Origin of the sequence: Micromonospora sp. NPDC049102, assembly GCF_043197485.1 — a bacterium.
Lineage (GTDB): Bacteria > Actinomycetota > Actinomycetes > Mycobacteriales > Micromonosporaceae > Micromonospora.
Window position 1 is genome coordinate 37,696 of record NZ_JBICTE010000017.1, and the last position, 20,146, is coordinate 57,841.

The 20,146-nt window shown below is 71.9% G+C and carries 18 protein-coding genes; 4 read left to right on the forward strand and 14 right to left on the reverse strand.

The features are described 5' to 3' along the window. Positions 1-92: 92 nt before the first annotated feature. From ACGFH9_RS17915 to ACGFH9_RS17925, 3 genes are all read right to left on the reverse strand, one after another. Positions 93-2,441 carry a sodium-translocating pyrophosphatase gene (locus ACGFH9_RS17915; protein WP_393220299.1) on the reverse strand — a complete coding sequence of 783 codons (2,349 nt, stop codon included), beginning with the start codon at positions 2,439-2,441 and terminating at the stop codon, positions 93-95. A 322-nt stretch (positions 2,442-2,763) separates the two neighbouring features. Further along, positions 2,764-3,201, reverse strand: coding sequence for an ATP-binding protein (locus tag ACGFH9_RS17920; protein WP_393220301.1), 438 nt, complete (start codon positions 3,199-3,201; stop codon positions 2,764-2,766). After that, positions 3,198-3,554, reverse strand: coding sequence for an STAS domain-containing protein (locus ACGFH9_RS17925; protein ID WP_355618246.1), 357 nt, complete (start codon positions 3,552-3,554; stop codon positions 3,198-3,200). Before ACGFH9_RS17925 ends, ACGFH9_RS17920 begins: the two co-directional genes overlap by 4 nt. Positions 3,555-3,685: 131 nt before the next feature. Here ACGFH9_RS17925 and ACGFH9_RS17930 point away from each other — a divergent pair, with 131 nt between their 5' ends. The 3 genes from ACGFH9_RS17930 to ACGFH9_RS17940 all read left to right on the forward strand — a co-directional run bounded on the left by ACGFH9_RS17930 (position 3,686) and on the right by ACGFH9_RS17940 (position 7,147). Continuing rightward, positions 3,686-6,028 carry a DEAD/DEAH box helicase gene (locus ACGFH9_RS17930; RefSeq protein WP_393220305.1) on the forward strand — a complete coding sequence of 781 codons (2,343 nt, stop codon included), beginning with the start codon at positions 3,686-3,688 and terminating at the stop codon, positions 6,026-6,028. 102 nt (positions 6,029-6,130) lie between these two features. Beyond that, entirely contained in the window at positions 6,131-6,334 is a 204-nt protein-coding gene (locus ACGFH9_RS17935; protein WP_355235508.1) for a hypothetical protein, read from the forward strand. A gap of 234 nt (positions 6,335-6,568) precedes the next feature. Continuing rightward, entirely contained in the window at positions 6,569-7,147 is a 579-nt protein-coding gene (locus ACGFH9_RS17940) for a hypothetical protein (RefSeq protein ID WP_355235511.1), read from the forward strand. Between the two features lie 370 nt (positions 7,148-7,517). Here the strand turns inward: ACGFH9_RS17940 and ACGFH9_RS17945 are convergent, their stop codons facing one another. From ACGFH9_RS17945 to ACGFH9_RS17995, 11 genes are all read right to left on the reverse strand, one after another. Then, on the reverse strand, positions 7,518-7,895 hold the full coding sequence (locus ACGFH9_RS17945) for an Rv3654c family TadE-like protein (protein ID WP_393220475.1): 378 nt from the start codon (positions 7,893-7,895) through the stop codon (positions 7,518-7,520). Positions 7,896-8,086: 191 nt separating this feature from the next. Beyond that, positions 8,087-8,464, reverse strand: coding sequence for a TadE family type IV pilus minor pilin (locus ACGFH9_RS17950; protein WP_393220478.1), 378 nt, complete (start codon positions 8,462-8,464; stop codon positions 8,087-8,089). A gap of 131 nt (positions 8,465-8,595) precedes the next feature. Further along, positions 8,596-8,763, reverse strand: coding sequence for a DUF4244 domain-containing protein (locus ACGFH9_RS17955; protein ID WP_393220307.1), 168 nt, complete (start codon positions 8,761-8,763; stop codon positions 8,596-8,598). A gap of 22 nt (positions 8,764-8,785) precedes the next feature. Continuing rightward, positions 8,786-9,424, reverse strand: a complete 639-nt coding sequence (locus ACGFH9_RS17960) for a type II secretion system F family protein (protein WP_393220310.1) — start codon at positions 9,422-9,424, stop codon at positions 8,786-8,788. Beyond that, a complete protein-coding gene (locus tag ACGFH9_RS17965; RefSeq protein WP_393220313.1) occupies positions 9,424-10,584 on the reverse strand; it encodes a type II secretion system F family protein in 1,161 nt (386 codons plus the stop codon). Before ACGFH9_RS17965 ends, ACGFH9_RS17960 begins: the two co-directional genes overlap by 1 nt. Then, positions 10,581-11,792, reverse strand: coding sequence for a TadA family conjugal transfer-associated ATPase (locus ACGFH9_RS17970; protein ID WP_393220315.1), 1,212 nt, complete (start codon positions 11,790-11,792; stop codon positions 10,581-10,583). Before ACGFH9_RS17970 ends, ACGFH9_RS17965 begins: the two co-directional genes overlap by 4 nt. Beyond that, positions 11,789-12,889, reverse strand: a complete 1,101-nt coding sequence (gene ssd / locus ACGFH9_RS17975) for a septum site-determining protein Ssd (RefSeq protein WP_393220317.1) — start codon at positions 12,887-12,889, stop codon at positions 11,789-11,791. The genes ACGFH9_RS17970 and ssd overlap by 4 nt, the downstream gene beginning before the upstream one ends. Before the next feature lie 222 nt (positions 12,890-13,111). Beyond that, on the reverse strand, positions 13,112-14,107 hold the full coding sequence (locus ACGFH9_RS17980; protein WP_393220320.1) for a CU044_5270 family protein: 996 nt from the start codon (positions 14,105-14,107) through the stop codon (positions 13,112-13,114). After that, on the reverse strand, positions 14,107-14,658 hold the full coding sequence (locus ACGFH9_RS17985; RefSeq protein WP_393220322.1) for an RNA polymerase sigma factor: 552 nt from the start codon (positions 14,656-14,658) through the stop codon (positions 14,107-14,109). The genes ACGFH9_RS17980 and ACGFH9_RS17985 overlap by 1 nt, the downstream gene beginning before the upstream one ends. Before the next feature lie 342 nt (positions 14,659-15,000). After that, a complete protein-coding gene (locus ACGFH9_RS17990) occupies positions 15,001-17,403 on the reverse strand; it encodes a tetratricopeptide repeat protein (RefSeq protein ID WP_393220325.1) in 2,403 nt (800 codons plus the stop codon). Beyond that, positions 17,400-17,825, reverse strand: coding sequence for a hypothetical protein (locus tag ACGFH9_RS17995; protein ID WP_393220327.1), 426 nt, complete (start codon positions 17,823-17,825; stop codon positions 17,400-17,402). Before ACGFH9_RS17995 ends, ACGFH9_RS17990 begins: the two co-directional genes overlap by 4 nt. Positions 17,826-18,346: 521 nt before the next feature. On the opposite strand from ACGFH9_RS17995, the gene ACGFH9_RS18000 reads away from it, so the two are divergent. Beyond that, positions 18,347-18,724, forward strand: coding sequence for a carboxymuconolactone decarboxylase family protein (locus ACGFH9_RS18000; RefSeq protein ID WP_088986731.1), 378 nt, complete (start codon positions 18,347-18,349; stop codon positions 18,722-18,724). Positions 18,725-20,146 lie beyond the last annotated feature (1,422 nt).

Genomic DNA, 20,146 nt, shown 5'->3' on the forward strand with positions numbered 1-20,146 from the left:
CGTACGACCTTCAGCCAGGTGTGGCACCGGTCCAGATGGCCACGGTCCCCGCCCGACGGGTGCGTCGAGCGGGGACCACGGTGCCGCTGGTGTCAGGCGTTGACCGTCTCCGGCCGGTGGTCGGCGCTGCCCGCGCCGGTGTCGGAGTCGTCCATCGCGATGCCCTTGCGCTTGCTGAAGACCACCGACGCCACGATGATCAGCGTCGCGACCAGCGCGATAGCGACCCGCAGGCCGACATTGCGTTCGTCACCGACGCTCCAGGCCACCACGGCGGGGGCGATCAGCAGCGAGACCAGGTTCATCACCTTGATCAGCGGGTTGATGGCCGGGCCGGCGGTGTCCTTGAACGGGTCACCGACCGTGTCACCGATGACCGTGGCGGCGTGCGACTCGGAGCCCTTGCCGCCGTACGCGCCGTCCTCGACCAGCTTCTTGGCGTTGTCCCAGGCCCCACCGGAGTTGGACAGGAACACCGCCATCAGGGTGCCGGCTCCGATCGCGCCGGCCAGGTAGGAGGCCAGCGCGCCCGGGCCGAGCCCGAAGCCGACCGCGATCGGCGCCAGGATGGCGAGCAGACCGGGGGTCATCAGCTCGCGCTGCGCGTCCCGGGTGCAGATGTCGACGACCTTGCCGTACTCCGGGCGCTGGGTGCGGTCCATGATGCCGGGCAGCTCACGGAACTGCCGGCGAACCTCCATCACGACCGCGCCCGCCGAGCGGGACACCGCGTTGATGGCCAGCCCGGAGAAGAGGAAGACGACGGCCGCACCGATGATCAACCCGACCAGGTTGCGCGGGTTGGCCACGTTGAGCGAGTTGAGGATCTCGGTCCCGACGTCGCCCACACCGGCGTCCGCGTACGCGGTGCGCAGGGTGTCCGTGTACGAGCCGAACAGCGCGGTCGCCGCCAGCACCGCCGTGGCGATCGCGATGCCCTTGGTGATCGCCTTGGTGGTGTTGCCGACCGCGTCCAGCTCGGTGAGGATGCGTGCGCCGTGCTCGTCGATGTCACCGGACATCTCCGCCACGCCCTGGGCGTTGTCGGAGATCGGCCCGAAGGTGTCCATGGCGACGATGACGCCGACGGTGGTGAGCAGGCCGGTGCCGGCCAGCGCCACCGCGAACAGCGACAGCGTGATCGAGCTGCCGCCGAGCAGGAACGCCCCGAAGACGCCGGCGCCGATCAGCAGAGCCGAGTAGACAGCCGACTCCAGGCCGACGCTGATACCGGCGAGGATGACGGTGGCCGCACCGGTCTGCGAGCTCTTGCCGATGTCCTGCACGGGCCGCTTGGTGGTCTCGGTGAAGTACCCGGTCAGCGCCTGGATCGCCGCGGCGAGCACGATGCCGATCACCACCGCGCCGATGGCCACCAGGCGCGGGTTGCGGTCGACGTCGGTGAGGCCACCCTCCAGGTCGGCGAAGGTCGCCGGCAGGTACGCGTACGCGGCGATCGCCACCAGCACCGCCGAGATCAGGGCGGAGATGTAGAACGCACGGTTGATCGCGGTGAGACCGTTGCGGTCGGAGGCGCGCAGCCGGGTGATGAACACGCCGACGATGGCGACCAGCACGCCGATGGTGGAGATGATCAGCGGGAAGACCAGACCGTCCTCGCCGAACGCGGCCCGCCCGAGGATCAGCGCGGCCACCAGCGTCACCGCGTACGACTCGAACAGGTCGGCGGCCATGCCGGCACAGTCACCGACGTTGTCGCCCACGTTGTCGGCGATGGTGGCGGCGTTACGCGGGTCGTCCTCGGGGATGCCCTGCTCGACCTTGCCGACCAGGTCGGCGCCCACGTCGGCGGCCTTGGTGAAGATGCCACCGCCGACCCGCATGAACATCGCCAGCAGGGCGGCGCCGAAGCCGAAGCCCTCCAGCACCGTCGGCGCGTCGCCCCGGTAGACCAGGACGACGAGCGCGGCGCCGAAGAGGCCGAGACCGACGGTGAGGAAGCCGACGACGCCACCGGTCCGGAAGGCGATCTTCATGGCCGCCTCGCGGCCACCCTGTCGCTCCCGGGCGGCGGCGGCCACGCGCAGGTTCGCGCGGGTGGCCAGCCACATGCCGGCGCCACCGATGGACGCGCTGAACACGGCGCCCACCACGAAGAAGAGCGAGCGGCCGAGCTTCACGGCCATCTCGCTGCCGTCGGTGTCGTGCACCGGCAGCAGGAAGAGCAGCACCACGGCGACGACGACGAAGATCGCCAAGGTGCGGAACTGGCGGAGCAGGTAGGCCGAGGCGCCCTCCTGGACCGCCCCCGAGATCTCCTGCATGTTGGTGGTGCCCTTGCCGGCTGCCAGCACCGTCTTCGTCAGCGCGGCCGCGAAGACGAGCGCCACCAGCGCGATGACCGCGGCGATGACGACGTACGTGACATTGCTTCCGGTAAGGGAAAGCCCGCCGCCATCGGCGGCCAAGGTCTCGGACATCTGCGTCCTCCTGTTACCGAACACTCGCGTCGACGGGTGGAGACGCACCGGTCGACGCCTGGATGCGGACTCGCAAGCGCGCGCCAACCCACCCCAGCGGACCAGCGATAACCACCCATACCCGCTGGCTGCGGGTTGGATCACTTGCTGACAACCCGGGTACTGTAGCCCTCCACAGTGTTCGAGGTCACACCGAGGTGGCACCGTGTCGTGATGATCTTCATCGCTGTGTTATGAAACGAAATCTGATATAGGGCCTGATCCATGACGACAAGGCCGCATCCCCGACGGGGACACGGCCTTGTGCGCAGTCGTTACAGGGTCAGCGCCCGACGGGCCACACCATCCGCACCTCGGTGCCGATGCCCTCGTCGACCGGACGTACCTGAAGGTCCTCGACGAAGCCCGCGAGCAGGGCGAACCCGACGCCTGTGGTCAGCGCCTCGTCAGTCAGCGACTCGTCGGCCAACTCGTCCGGCGGCAGCGCCGTCAGCCCGATGCCGGCCTCGATCGGTGCCCGGTCCACGACCCGCACCGCGTACGTGCCGCCGTCGGACATCTCCACCAGCACCGGATCGGCCAGGCCGTACTGCCGGTGCAGGGCGACCGCACGGGTGCACGCCTCACCGATGGCCAGGCGCACCTCGTCCAGCAGGTCCTCGCGGACACCGGCCCGCCGCGCGACGGCCACGCCGACCAGTCGGGCGGTGCGCACGTGCACCGGCGCCGGAGAGAAGGAGAGCCGGACCGTCGCCATCACGCGTTGGCGCCGCTCGGGCCCGCACCGACCGCTGCCTCGACCGTGGCGTGCAGCGGGAACACCTGGTCCAGCGCCGTGATCCGGAAGATCTTGAGTAGCGGCTCCTTGTCACAGACCAGGGCGAACGAGCCGCCGGCCGTGCGCAGCCGCTTGTGCGCGCCCACCAGCACGCCCAGCCCGGTCGAGTCGAGGAAGTCCACCCGCCCGAGGTCCACGACCACGTGCCGGGCACCGCCGTCGATCAACTCGAGGAGACGTTCGCGGAGCCGGGGCGCGGTGTAGACGTCCACCTCACCGCCGACCTCGAGCACCGTGTGCTCGCCCACGGTGCGCGTCGCCAGCGACAGCTCCATCGGTCCTCCTCGCCAGAGCCGTAAACTCTCCTGGGCATCTAACCACTACCGCCGGGACACCCTGCGGTCACCGGCGGAGGCTTTCCCTTACCCCCGGGCCCGACTTTTCATCTCCGAACACCAGTGCGAGAGTGCAGGACGTGACTTCCTCCCCGCCGGTCGACCTGCTGCGCCGCTTGCGCGCCCGGGGCGCCGGCGACCCGGTCACCCACGTCGAGCGGGTGGCGGCCCGCGTCGGGGTGCCCGCCGCCTGGCCGGACTGGGCACAGCCGGAACTACGGGCGGCGTTCGCCCGCCGCGGCGTCGTCGCGCCCTGGCAGCACCAGGCCGAGGCCGCCACCCTGGCGTACGGGGGCGGCCACGTGATCGTCGCCACCGGCACCGCGTCCGGCAAGTCCCTGGCGTACCAACTCCCGGCGCTGGCCACCCTGCTCGCCGACCCCCGGGCGACGGTGCTCTACCTGGCGCCGACCAAGGCACTCGCCGCCGACCAGTTGCGGGCCGTCGCGGGCCTGGAGCTGGAGGGGGTACGCCCCGCCTGCTACGACGGGGACACACCGCGCGCCGAACGGGAGTGGATCCGTCGACACTCCCGCTTCGTGCTGACCAACCCGGACATGCTGCACCACGGCATCCTGCCCGGCCACGCCCAGTGGTCCGGTTTCCTGCGCCGCCTGGCGTACGTGGTGATCGACGAGTGTCACACCTACCGGGGCGTGTTCGGCTCGCACGTGGCGCACGTGTTGCGCAGGTTGCGGCGGCAGTGTGCCCGCTTCGGCGCCAATCCGGTGTTCGTCCTCGCCTCGGCCACCTCCGGCGACCCGGCGACCGCCGCCGGCCGACTCACCGGCCTGCCGGTGACCGCCGTCACCGAGGACACCTCACCGCGCGGCGGCGTGACCTTCGCGCTCTGGGAGCCGCCGCTGCTGCCACCCGATTCGGGCACCGCAGCACCGGTCCCCCCGCAGCCGACAGGCGACCACGACGACCTCCGCCAGGTACGCCGCTCGGCGCTGCGCGAGACAGCGGACCTGCTCGCCGACACGGTCGCCGAGGGCGTACGCACGCTCGCGTTCGTCCGTTCCCGCAAGGGCGCCGAGGTGGTGGCGGCCAACGCGCGCCGGGCACTCGACGACGCCGTGCCCGGGCTCGGCGACCGGGTGGCCGCCTACCGGGGCGGCTACCTGCGCGAGGAGCGGCGCGAGCTGGAACGGGCGCTGCTGCACGGCGACCTGCTCGGCCTGGCCTCCACCAACGCGCTGGAACTGGGCGTGGACCTGGTGGGGCTGGACGCGGTGCTGATCTGCGGCTACCCGGGCACCCGGGCGTCGCTGTGGCAGCAGGCGGGCCGCGCCGGGCGTTCCGGCCAGGAGGCCCTCGCGGTGCTGGTGGCCCGCGACGACCCACTGGACACCTACCTGGTGCATCACCCGGAGGCGATCTTCGGTGCGCCCGTCGAGGCGACGGTGCTCGACCCGGCCAACCCGTACGTGTTGGCCCCGCAACTGGCCTGCGCCGCCGCCGAGGCACCGCTCACCCCGGCCGACCTGGTGCTCTTCGGCGACGGGGCGAAGGAGGCCGTCGACCAGTTGGTCGAGGCCGGTGCGCTGCGGCAGCGGCCCACCGGCTGGTACTGGCGGCATCGCGAGCGCCCGGAGGTGGACCTGCGCGGCGAGGGTGGCGCCCCGGTCTGCGTGGTGGAGTCGTCCACCGGCCGGTTGCTCGGCACGGTCGACGGCAGCTCGTCCCACTTCCTGCTCCACCCCGGCGCGGTCTACCTGCACCAGGGCGTCTCGTACGTGGTCGACGAGCTGGATCTCGCCGACGGCTGCGCGCTGGTGCACGTGGAGGAGCCGGACTGGTCCACCCATGCCCGGGACGTCACGGACCTGTCCGTGGTGTCGGTGCGCTCCTACGTCGACGCCGGGCCGGTCGGGATGTTCCTCGGCGAGGTGGACGTCACCAGCCAGGTGGTGTCGTACCAGCGGCGCAGGATCGCCACCGGCGAGGTGATCGACACCCGGCCGCTGGACCTGCCCACCCGGGAGCTGCGCACGGTCGCCGTGTGGTTCACGCTGTCCGATCGGTCGCTGGCGTCCGCCGGGGTGCAGACAGCCGACGTACCGGGTGCGCTGCACGCCGCCGAGCACGCCGCGATCGGCCTGCTCCCGCTGATGGCGACGTGCGACCGCTGGGACATCGGCGGCCTCTCCACCGCCCTGCACCCGGACACCGAGGCGCCGACGGTCTTCGTCTACGACGGGCACCCGGGCGGCGCGGGCTTCGCGGAGCGGGCCTACGGGACGGCGTCGGCGTGGCTGCGGGCCACCCGGGACGCGATCGCGGAGTGCGGCTGCGAGACCGGTTGCCCGTCCTGCGTGCAGTCACCGAAGTGCGGCAACGGCAACAACCCGCTCTCCAAGCCGGACGCGATCCGGGTCCTCGACGTGGTGCTGGGAAATCTGCCCGCCTGAGGCATCTTGCATGAATCCCGGCTGCACTGGGCACAATGATGTGGGAGCGCTTCCATCGATGCTTGTGTTGTAGTAGTTCGCCCCCGTGCCCGAGGAGAAGCCGTGGCCGACACGATCGCCGAGACCGTCGACCTGCTCTACACCATCGACCAGGAACACCTCACCCTCGACCAGCAGATCGCGCTCGGGTCCGCGCTGGCCGCGCTGGCCCAGGCCGAGCGGCTGGAGCAGATCAACGAGCGGCTGCGCGGCATCCACCAGGTGCTCAACACCTGGTCGTTGCGCTCGACGGTGGACGGCCGCTAAGGCCGTGTGTGGCCGGTCCGGCCGGGCGGACCGGTCAGCTCAGCTGATCAAGGGTGTACTGGGCGGGTCGATCGCGTCGGGTGGAGCCGGCCGGGGATGGGCCGGTCAGCGTTGGGAAGCCGCGGCGACGCGGGCAGGGTCGGGGTGGCCGGCGGATCTGTCGGTCGGGGCACGGGCCGACGGTGGTTGCCCGGCTGTGCGAGACTCCGGCGCGACACCCCCTGAGGAGATCAGATGCAGCTCGACAACTTGCAGACCCTGCAGCAGTTCCACATCCGCCAGCGGCTGCGGATGATGGTCAACCAGTACGAGGTTCGGGCGGTCGCGCCAGACGGCAGCGAGGGCGAGTTGCTTGCCTTCGCGCAGCAGAAGCGGCTCGCCTTCAAGGAGCAGGTGACGATCTACACCGACGACTCCAAGCAGCAGCCCCTGCTCGGCTTCAAGGCCCGCCAGCGCCTCGACCTCGGTGCCACGTACGACGTCACCGACGCGGCCGGCAACCCGATCGGCCTGTTCCGCAAGGACTTCGCCCAGTCCCTGCTCCGCTCCACCTGGCACGTCGAGCAGGCCGGCCTGCCGCAGGTGACGGGTCAGGAGCGCAGCCTGCCGGTGGCGCTGCTGCGCCGGTTCGTCGACTCGCTCTCCTGGCTGCCTTACCACTTCGACTTCCTCGCCGGCGGCCAGCCCGCCTTCTCGGTGATCAAGAAGTGGGGCCTGCGCGACAAGTACGTGGTCGAGGTGCAGAACCCGCAGATCGACCGCCGCCTCGTCATCGCCATGGCCGTCGCCCTGGACGCGCTCCAGTCCCGCTGACGCACCCGGCTGGCACATCGCCACCCGTTTCTCGGCTCCGCTGGCCGGGACAGGGCTCGGAGCCCCGTCCCGGTCAGCCGGCTGCCGCCCGGTTGATCCGGCAGCCTCTGGTCGACCTGGCTGCCCTCGTTCAGCCCGGCCGCCCCGCTCAACCTGGCCTGCCCCGTCCGACCTGGCCGCCCCGTCCGACCTGGCCGCCCCGTCCGACCTGGCCGCCCCGCTCAACCTGGCCGCCCCGTCCGACCTGGCCGCCCCGCTCAACCTGGCCGCCCCGTCCGACCTGGCCGCCCCGTCCGACCTGGCTGCGCCGTCCGACCTGGCTGCGCCGTTCAACCTGGCGTTTTCGCTCGGGACGGCCGTGCCCTGTCGTTCAGCCGCGCACCGGGCCGGCGCGGGCGGTCGATGTCGCGACCCGGGTCAGACCCGGCACCGGCGTGAACGCCACCTCGACAGTCACCAGCACGTCCAGTCCGTTGACGACACAGTCGACCATTCGACCAGCGTTGCGCTGCGCGATGTCCGATGCGGACGTGCACGCCACCACATCCCCGTCGAGCGCTCGCGCAGCCCCGGCCAGCGCGCCGAGATCAGCGGCCACCGCCGCCCGCTGTGTCGCCATCCCGGCAGCGGCGACTGCGGCACCGAACGACCCCACCAGCACGAACACGAGCCCTAACGCGAGCAGCAGAAGGGTCGCGCCACCCCGCTCCGCGTCTGCCCGGCCGTCATCGTGTCGCTCGGCAATCAGGCTGCGGCGTTCCCCGTGGCTGCGGCTCTGATCGTTGTCGCGGCTCTGATCGTTGTCGCGGCCCCGGCCGATGCCGCGGCTCCGGCCGATGTCGCGGCTCTGATCGTTGTCGCGGCCCCGGCCGATGCCGCGGCTCTGATCGTTGTCGCGACCCCGGCCGATGTCGGGTGACGGGACGTCCGGATGGGGCATCACCGACTCGTCCCGTCAGCGCCTGGTTCCACGGCTGCGACGGCGGTGGCGACCACGGTGATCCGTGGCAGCCGGCCGCCCAACGCACGGACGGGCGCACGCACCGTCGCCTGCACCCGATCTCCGTCGATCGTCACCGTCACCTCTGCCCCCGGCGGCGCGGCCCGCTGCTCGTCCTCGCCGCCGGCGCCTCGGGCGGCGGCCAGCGCGGCTTCTCGTGCCGAGTGGAGGCAACTCGCCTGGGTGCTGACGGCGTTGGTCGCGGTGAGACCGGCGAGCAGGAGTAGGAGGAGCGCCGGCAGGCCGGCCGCCAACTCGGCGGTGAAGGATCCCCTGTCGCCGCCGGCAATGTCGGCCTGGCGGCCGCCGCCGGTGATGTGGACCAGCCGGCCGCCATCGGCGGTGTCGGCTCGACGGCCACCATGGGCGACGTGGCACCGCCAGCCGTCGTCAGGGTCTCGCCCGGGAACGTCCGCCGTCCGTGCGCGGTCGGCCTGCCGGCGCCCGGTCACTTGAGCGCCCGGTCGATGACCGCGGTCAGCGCCGACTGGACGTTGCCTGAGGTCAGCACCTTCAACAGGATGCCGGCGAAGGCCACCGCGGCGAGCGTGCCGACGGCGTACTCGGCGGTGTTCATCCCGTCGTCGCCGCGCAGTCGGGAGATGAGTTTGCGCATGGGTCTTCCCTTTCTCGATGGGTCAGAGCACGTCGCCGAGGACGGCGACGATCACCGGCACCAGGCCGGCGAGAATGAACGCGGGCAGGAAACAGAGCCCCAGTGGCAGCACGATGAGGACGCCCGCCCGGCGTGCCGACGCCTCGGCGGCGGTGGCCCGGTCTGCCCGTAGGTCGTCGGCGAGACGGGTCAGCGCACCGGCCAGCGCCGCGCCGCTGTTGGCCGAGCGGAACGCCGCCGCGGCCAGGCGATCCGCTCCCGGCACACCCTCCAACGCCGACCACGCCTCGGTCGGGCCGCCACCGAGAAGCAGCGTGCGGCCCACCCGGGCCAGTCGGGTGGCCAGCGGGCCGTCCAACGCCTCGGCCACCGCCAGGACCGATCGGTCCACCGGAGCACCCGCCCGCATCGCCGCAGCCAGGAGGTCAGCGGCGAGCGGCAGGTCGGCGGCTTCCCGGAGCCGCCGGTTACGAACGGCGGGAGTCTCGATCCGCCGCAGCAGCACGTCCAGCACAACTGCGGTCGGGACCGCGCCGAGCAGCCCGAACCAGCCTCCGACCACCACGGCCACGGCGAGCCCGGCCATACCTGCCGCGAGCCGGATCGCATCCGGTCGTCGGCGTTTGTCCGTCCCGCCGCCGGCGAGCAGCACCGGGGACATCAGGCGGCCCGGGCCGGCGCAGTGCTCAGCCGCTCGGCCCAGAACAGGCCGACGGACTGCAGGGCGACGGCGAGGACCGCACAGACCCCGCCGACCGTGCTGTGCAGGAGCACGGCCAAGGGATCGACCCCGATCCCGTAGCCGAGCCCGATCCCGCCGACCGGCAGAGCCGCCAGCAACCAGGCCGTGGCGCGTGCGCCTGCTGCCTGCGCCGATGCGGCGGCGAGCCCACGGTCGGTCGCCCGGGCGTCCGCCTCGATCCGCTCGATCAGCTCCGCCAGTGGCGCGCCGGTCCGATCCGCCAGGCGCACGGCGGCCGAGGTCAGGTCGCGTAGCCGGTTGGTCGAGGCAGATGCCTCGACGGCCGCGATCTCAAGAGTCGACGGCACCGGCAGGCCCGCCCGGAGGTCCGCCGCCAGACCACACAGCAGGTCGAGGGAGTGCCGTCGAATCAGCTCGGCCTGCCGGTTGGTCCTCCACCGCAGCAGTGCACGCGTGGCGAGCGTGCCGTACCCGGCCACCGCCACCGCGGCCACCGGCCCGGCGACCACGGCACCGACACCTGCCCCCACCAGGACAACCAGCAACAACACACGGCGCGACGACCGTCGGGCGCGTACGGCGAGGTTCGCGAGCGGTCTTCCGGGCATCTCGCCCGTCCGCTCCGCGAGCAGCCCGCCGGCTTCGCGGACCGGCAGGTGGTCCCGGTGTTCGACGGCCGCCAGGGTCTCCGGTCGGACGGTGGCGGCGGGCCGACGAGAGTCCCGGCGGGCCGGTGGACGTGCCGGGCCCGCCGGCCGGGTGGGTCCCTCCGGCCCACCGGTCGCCCGCGAACGACCCGGGCTGTCGTCGAGATCCCGAGTGGACCAGGCGACAGCGGTTCGCCCGCTGCTGATCGCCGACGCGGCCGTGGGGCGTGCGAGTACGTCCGGGTGGACCGAGACCGGCACCCCGCCGAACTCATCCGTCGGCCCGTCCTGGGCGCGGGCGAGTTCCTTGATCCACTCGACCAGGGCGTCGTCCGGGGTGACGCCGGTGGCACCCCGGGACGACGACCCCAGTACCCGGCGGCGACGGGCTCGGATGCGCTGCGCCGGCCAGACCACCAGGATCGCGGCGACCAGCGGCAACGCCGCCATCAGCATCGTCGTGTCGTTCATGCCGGACCCGCCGATCCCGGCCACGGCTCGCTGAGGATCGGCGGAACCGCCACACCCCGGTCCCGCAGCAGCGCACCGAACGTACGGGCGGCCAGGCCCAGCCCGCGTCCACGTACCCAGGCAGGCACCACACTGGCCACCCGCTCGGGCCCCTCGGGCAGCAGCAGACAGATCGATTCGAGGACTCGACCCTGGTCGCCGCGACGTACCTGGAGCAGCACCTGGAGCGCGGCGACCACCTGCGCGTGCAGCGCGGCGCGGGGCAGCCCGCCCAGCATGCCGAGCGCCTCCAGCCGGGCCGGGACGTCGGACGGGGTGTTGGCGTGCAGCGTGCCGGCGCCGCCGTCGTGGCCGGTGTTCAGTGCGGCCAGCAGGTCGACCACCTCCGCGCCCCGGCACTCCCCGACCACCAGGCGGTCCGGGCGCATCCGCAGCGCCTGCCGGACCAGGTCGCCGAGGCTGACCACGCCCGTCCCCTCGACGTTGGCGGTACGCGCCTGGAGCCCGACCACGTGCGGGTGCCCCGGTTGCAGCTCCGCCGCGTCCTCGACGAGGACGATCCGCTCGGTGGCGGGCACCAACCCGAGCAGCGTGTTGAGCAGGGTGGTCTTGCCCGAGCCCGTGCCGCCGGTGACCAGGTACGCCAACCGCGCCGCGACGACGGCGGCGAGCAGTGGTGCCACCGGTCGCGGCACCGTCCCCTGACGCACCAGCTCGTCGAGGGTGAACGGGCGGTGCCGGAACGTCCGCAGGGACAGGTAGGGGCCTTCCGTCGCCACCGGCGGCAGCACGGCGTGCAAACGGGTGCCGTCGGGGAGTCGAGCGTCCGCGTACGGGGAGCCGTCGTCGAGCCGCCGACCAGCGCTGGCGATCAGTCGCTGTGCCAGCCGACGGACGTCCTCGACGGATCCCACCGGGACCGCCACCTGGTGCAGCCCGGCACCCCGGTCGACCCAGACGCGGACACCGTTGACCAGGACGTCGGTGACCTCCGGATCGGCCAGCAGGGAGGCCAGCGGCCCCGCGCCGACGAGGTCGTCGTGCACGCGATCGGCGATCCGCAGGACGGCGGTGTCGCCCAGAACCGCCGCCGTCGGCTCGGCGCGTACGGCGGACACGATCGCCGCCGGGGTGACCGGGTCGGTGGCGGCGACGATCCGCTGTCGTACCCGGGCGGCGAACGTGGCGTCCTCCGGCCGGCCACTCATGCCGCACCCGTCGTGGCGCCGGTGAGATCCGCGACGATCCGCTGGCACAGGGCGGCGAGCGGGCCCTTGCCGCCCGCCGCCGGGGCCTCGCCACGTTCGAGGCCACGGCAGAGGCCGGGCTCGGGGCGCAACGTGCCGGCGAGGGGCAGCCCGAGGGCCCGCGCCACCTCGGTCGCGCGCAGGCGGCCCGGGGCGGGCCCGCGCACCACCACCGAGAGCGCGTCGCAGTGTGGTGCGGCCACAGCCACCACCCGGGCGGCGGCCGCGGTGGCACGCAGCTCCGCCGGTACGACGACGAACGCCTGGTCGGCGGCCTGCAACGCGACCACGGCGGCGTCGTCGAACTGCCGGGGCAGATCGATCACGACGAAGTCCCGCCCACGGTGGGCGGCGTCGACGGTCGCCGCCATCGCGGCGGCGGGAAGTGCCAGCATCTCGCCGCGATCCCAGGAGAGCACCACCAGGTCTCCCCGGCTGGGCAGGGCCTGGACCAGCGCGGGCGCGTCCACCCGCCCGTCCGCACTGGTGAGCGACGGCCAGCGCAGCCCTTCCAACTGCTCCCAGCCGAGGACGAGGTCGAGGCCACCGCCGAGCGGGTCGGCGTCGATGAGCAGGGTGCGCAGTCGGGCTCGCGCGGCGGTCACCGCGAGCCCGCCCGCGAGCACGCTCGCCCCACCGCCGCCCCTGCCTCCGAACAGCGCGACGACCCGCGCGCCCGGCCCGTCCGGCTGGTCGGGGCCGTGCTCGGCCAGACGGTCCACGAGCCACGGCTCGGCGGCGGGCAGCGCGGCGACGTGTTCGGCACCGATCAGCTCGGCGATCTGCCAGCCGGGGTCGATCTGACCGGCCCTGCCGACCAGCACCAGCCGGGGCCGCTTCGGCAGGCGGGCCCGCAGGCACGCCTGGGCCTGGTCGACACCGAGCAGCACCAGCGGCGCTGGCCCCCAACGGGTGCGAGCCGCAGCGGGGTCGGCGGCAAGCTCCACCTCGGTGCCGCCGGCGGCGGCGAGCCGGAGCAGATCATCGAGCAGGTCGCCGTCCGCCGTGACGACCAGTGGGAGCCGTCGGATCGGCGGAACGGAGGTACGGGGTGCCATCGCGGCCTCCAGCGGTCGGGATCGGGTGCACCGCCGACCCTGCTCGCGATGGACCCCGCTCAGCGCCCTCGACCGGGTTGCCTGTGGATAACTCCGGGGCCTGTGGACAACGCCCGTCGAGACCGTTGATCTGCTACGCGTACGGGCATTCGTGCAGCTGGTAGCGCTGGCCGGAAAACGCGAAGGGGCCGCTCCCGAGAGAGCGGCCCCAGAAAACGCCGGTCAGCCGACGTGGTCGGTCCAGGAGCTGTCGAGGATCACCTGGTACGCGCTGAGCCGTACCGGCGCGAGCGTCAGCATCTCGTGGGCGAGCAGACCACCCGTGCCCTCGTCGAAGATCAGGAGAAACTGGACGTCGTGTTCCCGGTCGTCGTAGGTGACCGCCACACCGGCTCGACCCGCGCGATCGGTCACCTGCCCTCGCCAGCGAAGGCCGGGCAGGTCGGCGAGGACCCGCAGGATCTGCGCTCGGACCGGACGCGCTATGACGTACCGCGCATAGAGCGTGCCCACCGCTCTGCTCGACGACCCCGCGTCGTACTCGATCTTGAGTAGTTCCCGCAGTCGCGCCGGATCGGCCGGCGGTGGCGTCAGCTCCATCGGCGGCAGAGGGATCAGCGACGGATCGCCCCCCGGGCCCTGGGGTAGCTTGCGCTGCCAGTACTCCCGGGACTCCTCGTCGGGGTACTGCGGCTCCAACTGGCTGTTGGCCTGACTGCCGGTTCCGTCGGCGGCCTGCCAGACCTTCGTCTCGCCGACGAAGGCCACATGGTGACGGTCGTCGGGCGAGCTCATCACCGGGTCACCCCAGACCTTCGTGTGGTGGTACATGTAGCGCCCGGTGCGGTGGTCGTACCCCGCGTCCTTGATCGTGTTGGCCAGCGCGCGCAGCCGCGGGCCGGCAGCCGGCGGGTCGGCATCGAACTGGTAGGTGACCGGCACGAGCACCAGGCCCGCCGCGCCACCGGGCCCACCCGTGGCGTCCCGCGTGCTCTCGCCGGACGGCCGCAGGACGGCCACCGCACCCGCGGCCGCCGCCAACGTCCCGGCCGTCAGGACCAGCCGGCGGGTGGGGCGCGCACGACGATGCGCCGCCGGCTCGACGACGCCGGCACGGTCGATCAGCTCGCGGGCCGCGACCGACGGCGGCGCGACGGTCACGCTCCGCGCCGGGTCGGCCAGGCCGATGAGGGTACGGGTACGTGCCACTGGGAACATCACAGCTCCTCTCGCGCGGTCGCCAACAGTGGGTGGGAGGTGCGGACCGGCCGGCTCGACATCGCCACGGCCAGGCGGCGGCGAGCACGGTGCAGGCGCACCGCGGCTGTCGCACGGGTACAGCCGAGGACCTGGGCGGCCTCGGACACCGTCAGCTCCTCCCAACCGACGAGCCGCAGGACCTCCTGGTCGAGGTCGTTGAGCGTGGCCAGCGCGGCCCGGATGTCGGCGATTACGACTGTCGTGTCCGCACCGGACGGATCGGCCACCTGCGTCAGGTCGGCGTCCGCGATCGGCAGGACGTCCGGCGCGGCGCGCCGCGCCCGCCACTGGTTGGCCAACAAGCGCCGGGCCACCCCGTACAGCCAGGGCAGGCTGCGGTCCGGCACCTCGCCACGCCGCCGCCACGCGACGACGAACACCTCCTGGGCAAGTTCCGCCGAGGCGTCGGAGTCACCGAGGCGGCGCAGGCCGTACCTCACGATGTGCGCGTACTCGGCGGCGTAGAGGCTGGTGAACCAGACCTCGTCGCGCTTCCCTGGTGGACCCACCCGAACCCCCACTGCCTCGGCGACCCTCACCCTGACTTGTGTCGCGAAAGGCCCGACGATTACCGCGCCGCAAACTGTCGGAGCCGACGGGCACACTCCCGGCCGTGGACGTGGAGGAGTTCTGGAGTGTCGTGGAGCGGGCACGGGCTGCGGCCGGCGCGGCGGCGGACCAACCGCAACGCGACGGTTCAGCCGAGTGCGGTGGCTGACGCCCTGGTGACGGAGCTGACGCGACTTCCGTTGTCACACATCGTGGCGTTCGACCAGATGTTCGGCGAGGTAGGAAAAGCGGGGGCGTCTCGGCATTGTCGGTTGCCATCCGGCAACGTCTCGTGGTGACGATCATGGTGGCCCTGGACGCTCGTGCGGTCTGTTGTCACCCGCCGGTGATGCCTTCGCTGACTCCTCGCTGCCTCTTCCGGGGCCGACCGTCCGCTGGAGAATCGCTGCGATCGTCGGGTTCAGCTGATGCGTGTCGCCGAGGACCCGCCGACCGATGGCCAGCGCCTGCTCGAACAGGGCAGTCGCCTCCGCGACACGTCCCGCCGACCCGTAGGCGCCGGCCAGGTTGTGGACCGAGACCAGGGTGTACGGGTGGTCGTCGCCGAGGGCCCGCCGACAGTCGGCCACCGCCTGCTCGTACAGGGTGACCGCCTCCGCGACCCGCCCCGCCGACTCGTACGCGCCCGCCAGGTTGTTGATCGAGGTCAGGCTGTCCGGGTGGTCGTCGCCGAGAACTCGCCGACGGTCGGCCAGCGCCTGCTCGTACAGGGTGACCGCCTCCGCGACCCGCCCCGCCGACTGGTAGGCGACAGCCAGGTTGTTGATCGAGGTCAGCGTGTCCGGATGGTCGTCACCGAGAACCCGCCGACAGTCGGCCAGCGCCTGCTCGTACAGGGTGACCGCCTCCGCGACCCGCCCCACCGACTGGTAGGCGCCAGCCAGGTTGTGGACCGAGGTCAGCGTGTCCGGATGGTCGTCACCGAGAACCCGCCGACAGTCGGCGACCGTCCGCTCGAACAGGGTGACCGCCTCCGCGACCCGCCCCACCGACTGGTAGGCGCCCGCCAGGTTGTGGACCGAGCCCAGGGTGTGCGGATGGTCGTCACCGAGAACCCGCCGACAGCCGGCCAGCGCCTGCTCGAACAGGGTGACCGCCTCCGCGACCCGCCCCACCGAACGGTAGGTGACGGCCAGGTTGTTGACCGAGGCGAGGCTGCGCGGGTGGTCGTCGCCAAGAACCCGTCGAGAGTCGGCCAGCGCCTGCTCGTACAGGGTGATCGCCTCCGTGACCCGCCCAACCGTCTGGTAGGCACTCGCCAGGTTGTCGACCGAGCTCAGGGTGTAGGGGTGGTCGTCGCCGAGGACCCGCCGACAGTCGGCCCACACCTGCTCGAACTGTTTGATGGCGAGGGCGTGTTGTCCCTGGCCCTGCCGGAAGGTCGCGGCGTGCCCGAGCAGATACATCTGCTCGGGTGTACGGGCGTCGGCGGAAACCACGGCAGTGAGAGCGTCGATATGTGGGAGCAGTGCTGTCCACCGGGGCCAGCCTGCCGGGTTCCTCAACGGATCATCCGGAATGGCTGCCAGCAGTAGTTCGGTCGCTACATCCGCTGGACTGTCGGTGTCGTTGGCGTGTTCGGCGCGGGTGACCGCTTGCACCAGACGGTGCACCCCGATCGTCGCGTCGGCGTAGCTGAGCATGTTGTAGGAGGCGAGCAGGGCAATCGCGTCCCGGACATCCTCGGGATCGTCAGCCAGGGGATACACCACGTCCGCCGGTAGCCCCTCGGGTGCCAGCCAGGCAAGCACGTCCAACACGCGTGCGGCCAGCGGCATCTGACCGGCGACGGCATCCATGGTGACCGCCCACACCCTGGCGATGGTCCGCTCCGACCCACCGCGCAGGCCGGGATAGGCCGCCGTGCGGGGAAACCGGGTGGTGAGCCGTTGCCGGTAGCCGTCGAAGTCGACATCCGAGTGGCGGCTGATGAATGCGGCGGCCTGCTCCAACGCCAACGGCAGATCACCCAACTCGTCGGCAAGCCTGCCCGCACCCTCCGGATCATCGAGGCCGGTCAACTGGTGCAGCAAATCCACACTTGCCGTACGGGCGAGCACCCCCAACCGCAGCGGCGCCAACCCCGAACGTCGACTCCACGCCCCACCCACGTCCCGGCGCGTCGTCACCAGCACGTCACCGCCGCCGCGAACCATTCCGAGTAGACCGAGGATGTGCTCGACGTCCTCAACGTTGTCCAACACCAACAGCCAGCCCGGGTTGGTCTGCAACCAACCCACCGCCCACTCGTAGGCATCCGCCAACGTCGCCACCGGATGCAACCGCCGCGTCAACCCACCCAGACCCGCCGCAATCGCCTCCGGGCTGTCAGCAGTCAGCCACCACACCAGCTGGTACCGCTCCAGCCGGTGGCGGGCGTAATGCAGCACCAACTCCGACTTACCGATCCCACCCAGACCGTGCACCGCCGCCTGCCCGACCGCCACCCCCGAGGCATCACCGGCCAGCAACGCGTCGATCTGCTCCAGGTCCCGGCCCACGAACACCTGCGACTCGACCGGCAGGTTGTGCACCACGACCCCACCGTCACCAACCCGCTGCGGCGGCGGCAACCGTGCCGGGTCCAGTCCCACATTCGTCTGGGTGTTGTTATTACCGATCTGTGTCCCCGACGAGTTGTCCACCCGCACCGACCAGGGCACACCCTTTGGTGGTGTGGTCAACGCGAGCCGCCCAGGGCCGGGCCGAAGTGGTTGGTCTGCGTGTTGTACGACCCCACCTGCACCCCCTGGGACCCCAGCGTCGTGACCGACCAACCCGACATCCCAGCGTCGGCCAAGACCTGCGCCACATCCCTGGTCAGCTGGGTGTCCTCGGACAACACCTCGACCACCACCGCCCGCAGCCGCTCCCGGCTCGCCGCATCGTCAGGCCGCTCCCCCACGTCCGTCACCGCCTGCCCGATCTGCGCTGACCGGCTCGACCCCAGCAACCGCTGAAGCAGCTGCCGCCCCACCCTCACGCCCGCGTCCGCGGTCGCATCCGCGGACTGATCCACCACCCGCTGCACCACCGCCCCGCCGTACGCCCCCGCCACCGCCGTCAGATGCGGCACGAGCACAACCGCCAACTCAGGAACATCCACGAGCCGCCCCTTTTCGACCATCAGCCAACAAGACCACGATCGCCACTGACGCCCCAACGACGCGACGAACAGACAGCAACCCGACTCACTCCCACCCACCCGGCAGGATCCCGGTTACCGCGCCGGCCCGCGCCGCCCGGACCGTGCTCTCGCCTCGCCCCTGGTTGGCCGCCACCCGCGCCCGCCAGTTGGCCTAGCCTCTTGGGGCGCGCCGCCAGCCGGCAGCGCGCCCAAGCCTGGCCAGCCCGTCGAGCCTCTGAGCGGCGGCAACCTCCACCGCTGCCGACCCTTCAGGCGTGGCTGACGCACCGGACGCGGGTAGGTGCTTGACCACGCGACCGTTCGACCCGCCTGGGTGACCGCCGCAGGTCGTCCGCATCCTGCGCAGCGCCGGGCACGACGCGCTCGGACACTCGCAGTCGACCGGCGGTTACCCGGAACGGCCGACCGAACGCCGGGGTAGGCACGATGCTGGAACCGAACGGCAGTCAATCGGCTGACACGTGCGGAGGTGGCAACGCATGCCCGACGATCCCCGATACCAGCAGGCCCTCGACACCGCGGAGCGCCTCCTCGGCCAACCGTTGACCCTGCCGCTGGCCGACGGGGAACCCGCGGTCGGTCAGGACTTCCGGCGGCTGGCGACCGAGCACACCTTCGGCGACTCGTGGCCGCGACCGGGCCTGGACCTGCGGAGCCGCTGCCTGATCTCGGTGGCCGTCGCGGCGGCGCTGGGCACCCACGAGCCGCTGCGGGGGCAGTTGCGCATCGCGCTGACGTCCGGCGTGACCAAGGAGGAGATCGTCGAGCTCTTCATCCACCTGGAGGCGTACGCCGGGGCGGCCCGGGCGTTCGACAGCTACCAGGTGGCCGCGGCGGTCTTCGGCGAGCACCGCTGACGACGCTGCCACCAGCCTGTCTGCCGCCGACCCGTCGCGCCCGCGCCGGAGGCGCAGTGACCGCGACCTCGTCGGCCGGCTGCCGGCCCACCCCTCACCCGTCAACGACCTGTCGTTCTGCGGCGGCCTCCGGCCGTAAGGCCGTAGAAACGCCGCCCTTGAACGGGTCCGGACGGACCGGAGGATGACCTGTGACCAGTGGTGGAGCGCTTCCAGCACAAAGGGACGACCCCCGTCGGGGGGAAAGTGACCTGATGTAGCAGCGAGTGTGATCAAGTGCCGTACCGCGTGGTCAGACGCATCGGTCGTGCCGTCGAGCATGATCGAGTCGGATCACGCGGTACGGCGTTCGCTGACGATCCGCTGACTTGCGCGCGGCTGCCCGGCGGCGTGCGGCTTACCGCCCCCGACCTTCGGGTCGGGGGCGGCTTGCCGTGTCGCCGGCTTTCGGCGCGCCTGGACCTCGATAACCGGTGGCAAGCCGCGCAGCGGCGCGGCAGCCGATCGCCCCAACCCCCACGGCGGCCCTGTCCCTCGCGATCGTCACAGGCCGCAAACCATTGGCCCCACGGAAGACTCTCGGCAAAGATGCCCTACGTGGCCGATGACGAGGAGCTGCCTCTAGCGGACACGCTGGCACTCGGGAAATTGGCCTACCTCCGCCAGCGCTCACTGAGCAACCCGCGCTACCGAAACGCCAACTACGTTCGGCTCCATGTGACGCGGGGCTATCTCCGCTGGAGCCGACCCTCAGTCTTTGATTCACACTTGGAGTCGGTGCAACGTAGCATCGCCACCTTCGAGCGACTCGCGAAGCGCCACGATCCAGCAGCCACCCAGGCCTGGCGAGCAGTCCTCGCTGCCGTGGACCGCCTGTTGGCCGAGGGGCAGCACCGGGCCGGACACCGCATCCGACCTAGACGAATCTGATCGGTCGCTGTCGTCGGCATCGTGCGGCCCGCCGCGCCGGCCGATGCCGGCCGGAGGCCGCCAGCAGGCCGAGTGCGAGCGGGCCGCTGCGCCGCGCTTGCGCGGCACCTTGATCCTAAAGAGACTGTTTCGGCAGTGGGTACCGCCATCACCCCCGGATCAGACGTTGCGTCAGGTCTAGGCGACGTCTCGTTTACAAGCTCTGTGCGTCGCGTCCGGACACGTCCGGCAACGGCTGCACGCTCGGAGCTTCGTCTGTCCCGGCCCTCGTCAGGGTGCCGGCGTCCGGCGGCGTTGCTGTCAGCGTTGCTGTCGACAGCCGCTCCGCCGACGACCCAGGCCGACCCCCGCCGGGGATGCGGTCGCCGGCTGTCGTCTGGTGCCAAGTAATGGCCGCCGCGTCAAGGAGCAGGGGTCGGGCCTCGTTCGTTGCCGCCCGGGTCCGGCCCTCGTCAATGCTGGCGCTGCCTAACCGCTGCCCCTGACCTGCTT

What these genes read in the sequence shown, in the direction of transcription:
- ACGFH9_RS17915 (WP_393220299.1), bottom strand. Translation starts at nt 2,441, where the DNA reads ATGTCCGAGACCTTGGCCGCCGATGGCGGCGGGCTTTCCCTTACCGGA.
- ACGFH9_RS17925 (WP_355618246.1), bottom strand. Translation starts at nt 3,554, where the DNA reads ATGGAGCTGTCGCTGGCGACGCGCACCGTGGGCGAGCACACGGTGCTC.
- ACGFH9_RS17940 (WP_355235511.1), top strand. Translation starts at nt 6,569, where the DNA reads ATGCAGCTCGACAACTTGCAGACCCTGCAGCAGTTCCACATCCGCCAG.
- ACGFH9_RS17955 (WP_393220307.1), bottom strand. Translation starts at nt 8,763, where the DNA reads ATGCGCAAACTCATCTCCCGACTGCGCGGCGACGACGGGATGAACACC.
- ACGFH9_RS17960 (WP_393220310.1), bottom strand. Translation starts at nt 9,424, where the DNA reads ATGTCCCCGGTGCTGCTCGCCGGCGGCGGGACGGACAAACGCCGACGA.
- ACGFH9_RS17965 (WP_393220313.1), bottom strand. Translation starts at nt 10,584, where the DNA reads ATGAACGACACGACGATGCTGATGGCGGCGTTGCCGCTGGTCGCCGCG.
- ACGFH9_RS17970 (WP_393220315.1), bottom strand. Translation starts at nt 11,792, where the DNA reads ATGAGTGGCCGGCCGGAGGACGCCACGTTCGCCGCCCGGGTACGACAG.
- ssd (WP_393220317.1), bottom strand. Translation starts at nt 12,889, where the DNA reads ATGGCACCCCGTACCTCCGTTCCGCCGATCCGACGGCTCCCACTGGTC.
- ACGFH9_RS17980 (WP_393220320.1), bottom strand. Translation starts at nt 14,107, where the DNA reads ATGTTCCCAGTGGCACGTACCCGTACCCTCATCGGCCTGGCCGACCCG.
- ACGFH9_RS18000 (WP_088986731.1), top strand. Translation starts at nt 18,347, where the DNA reads ATGCCCGACGATCCCCGATACCAGCAGGCCCTCGACACCGCGGAGCGC.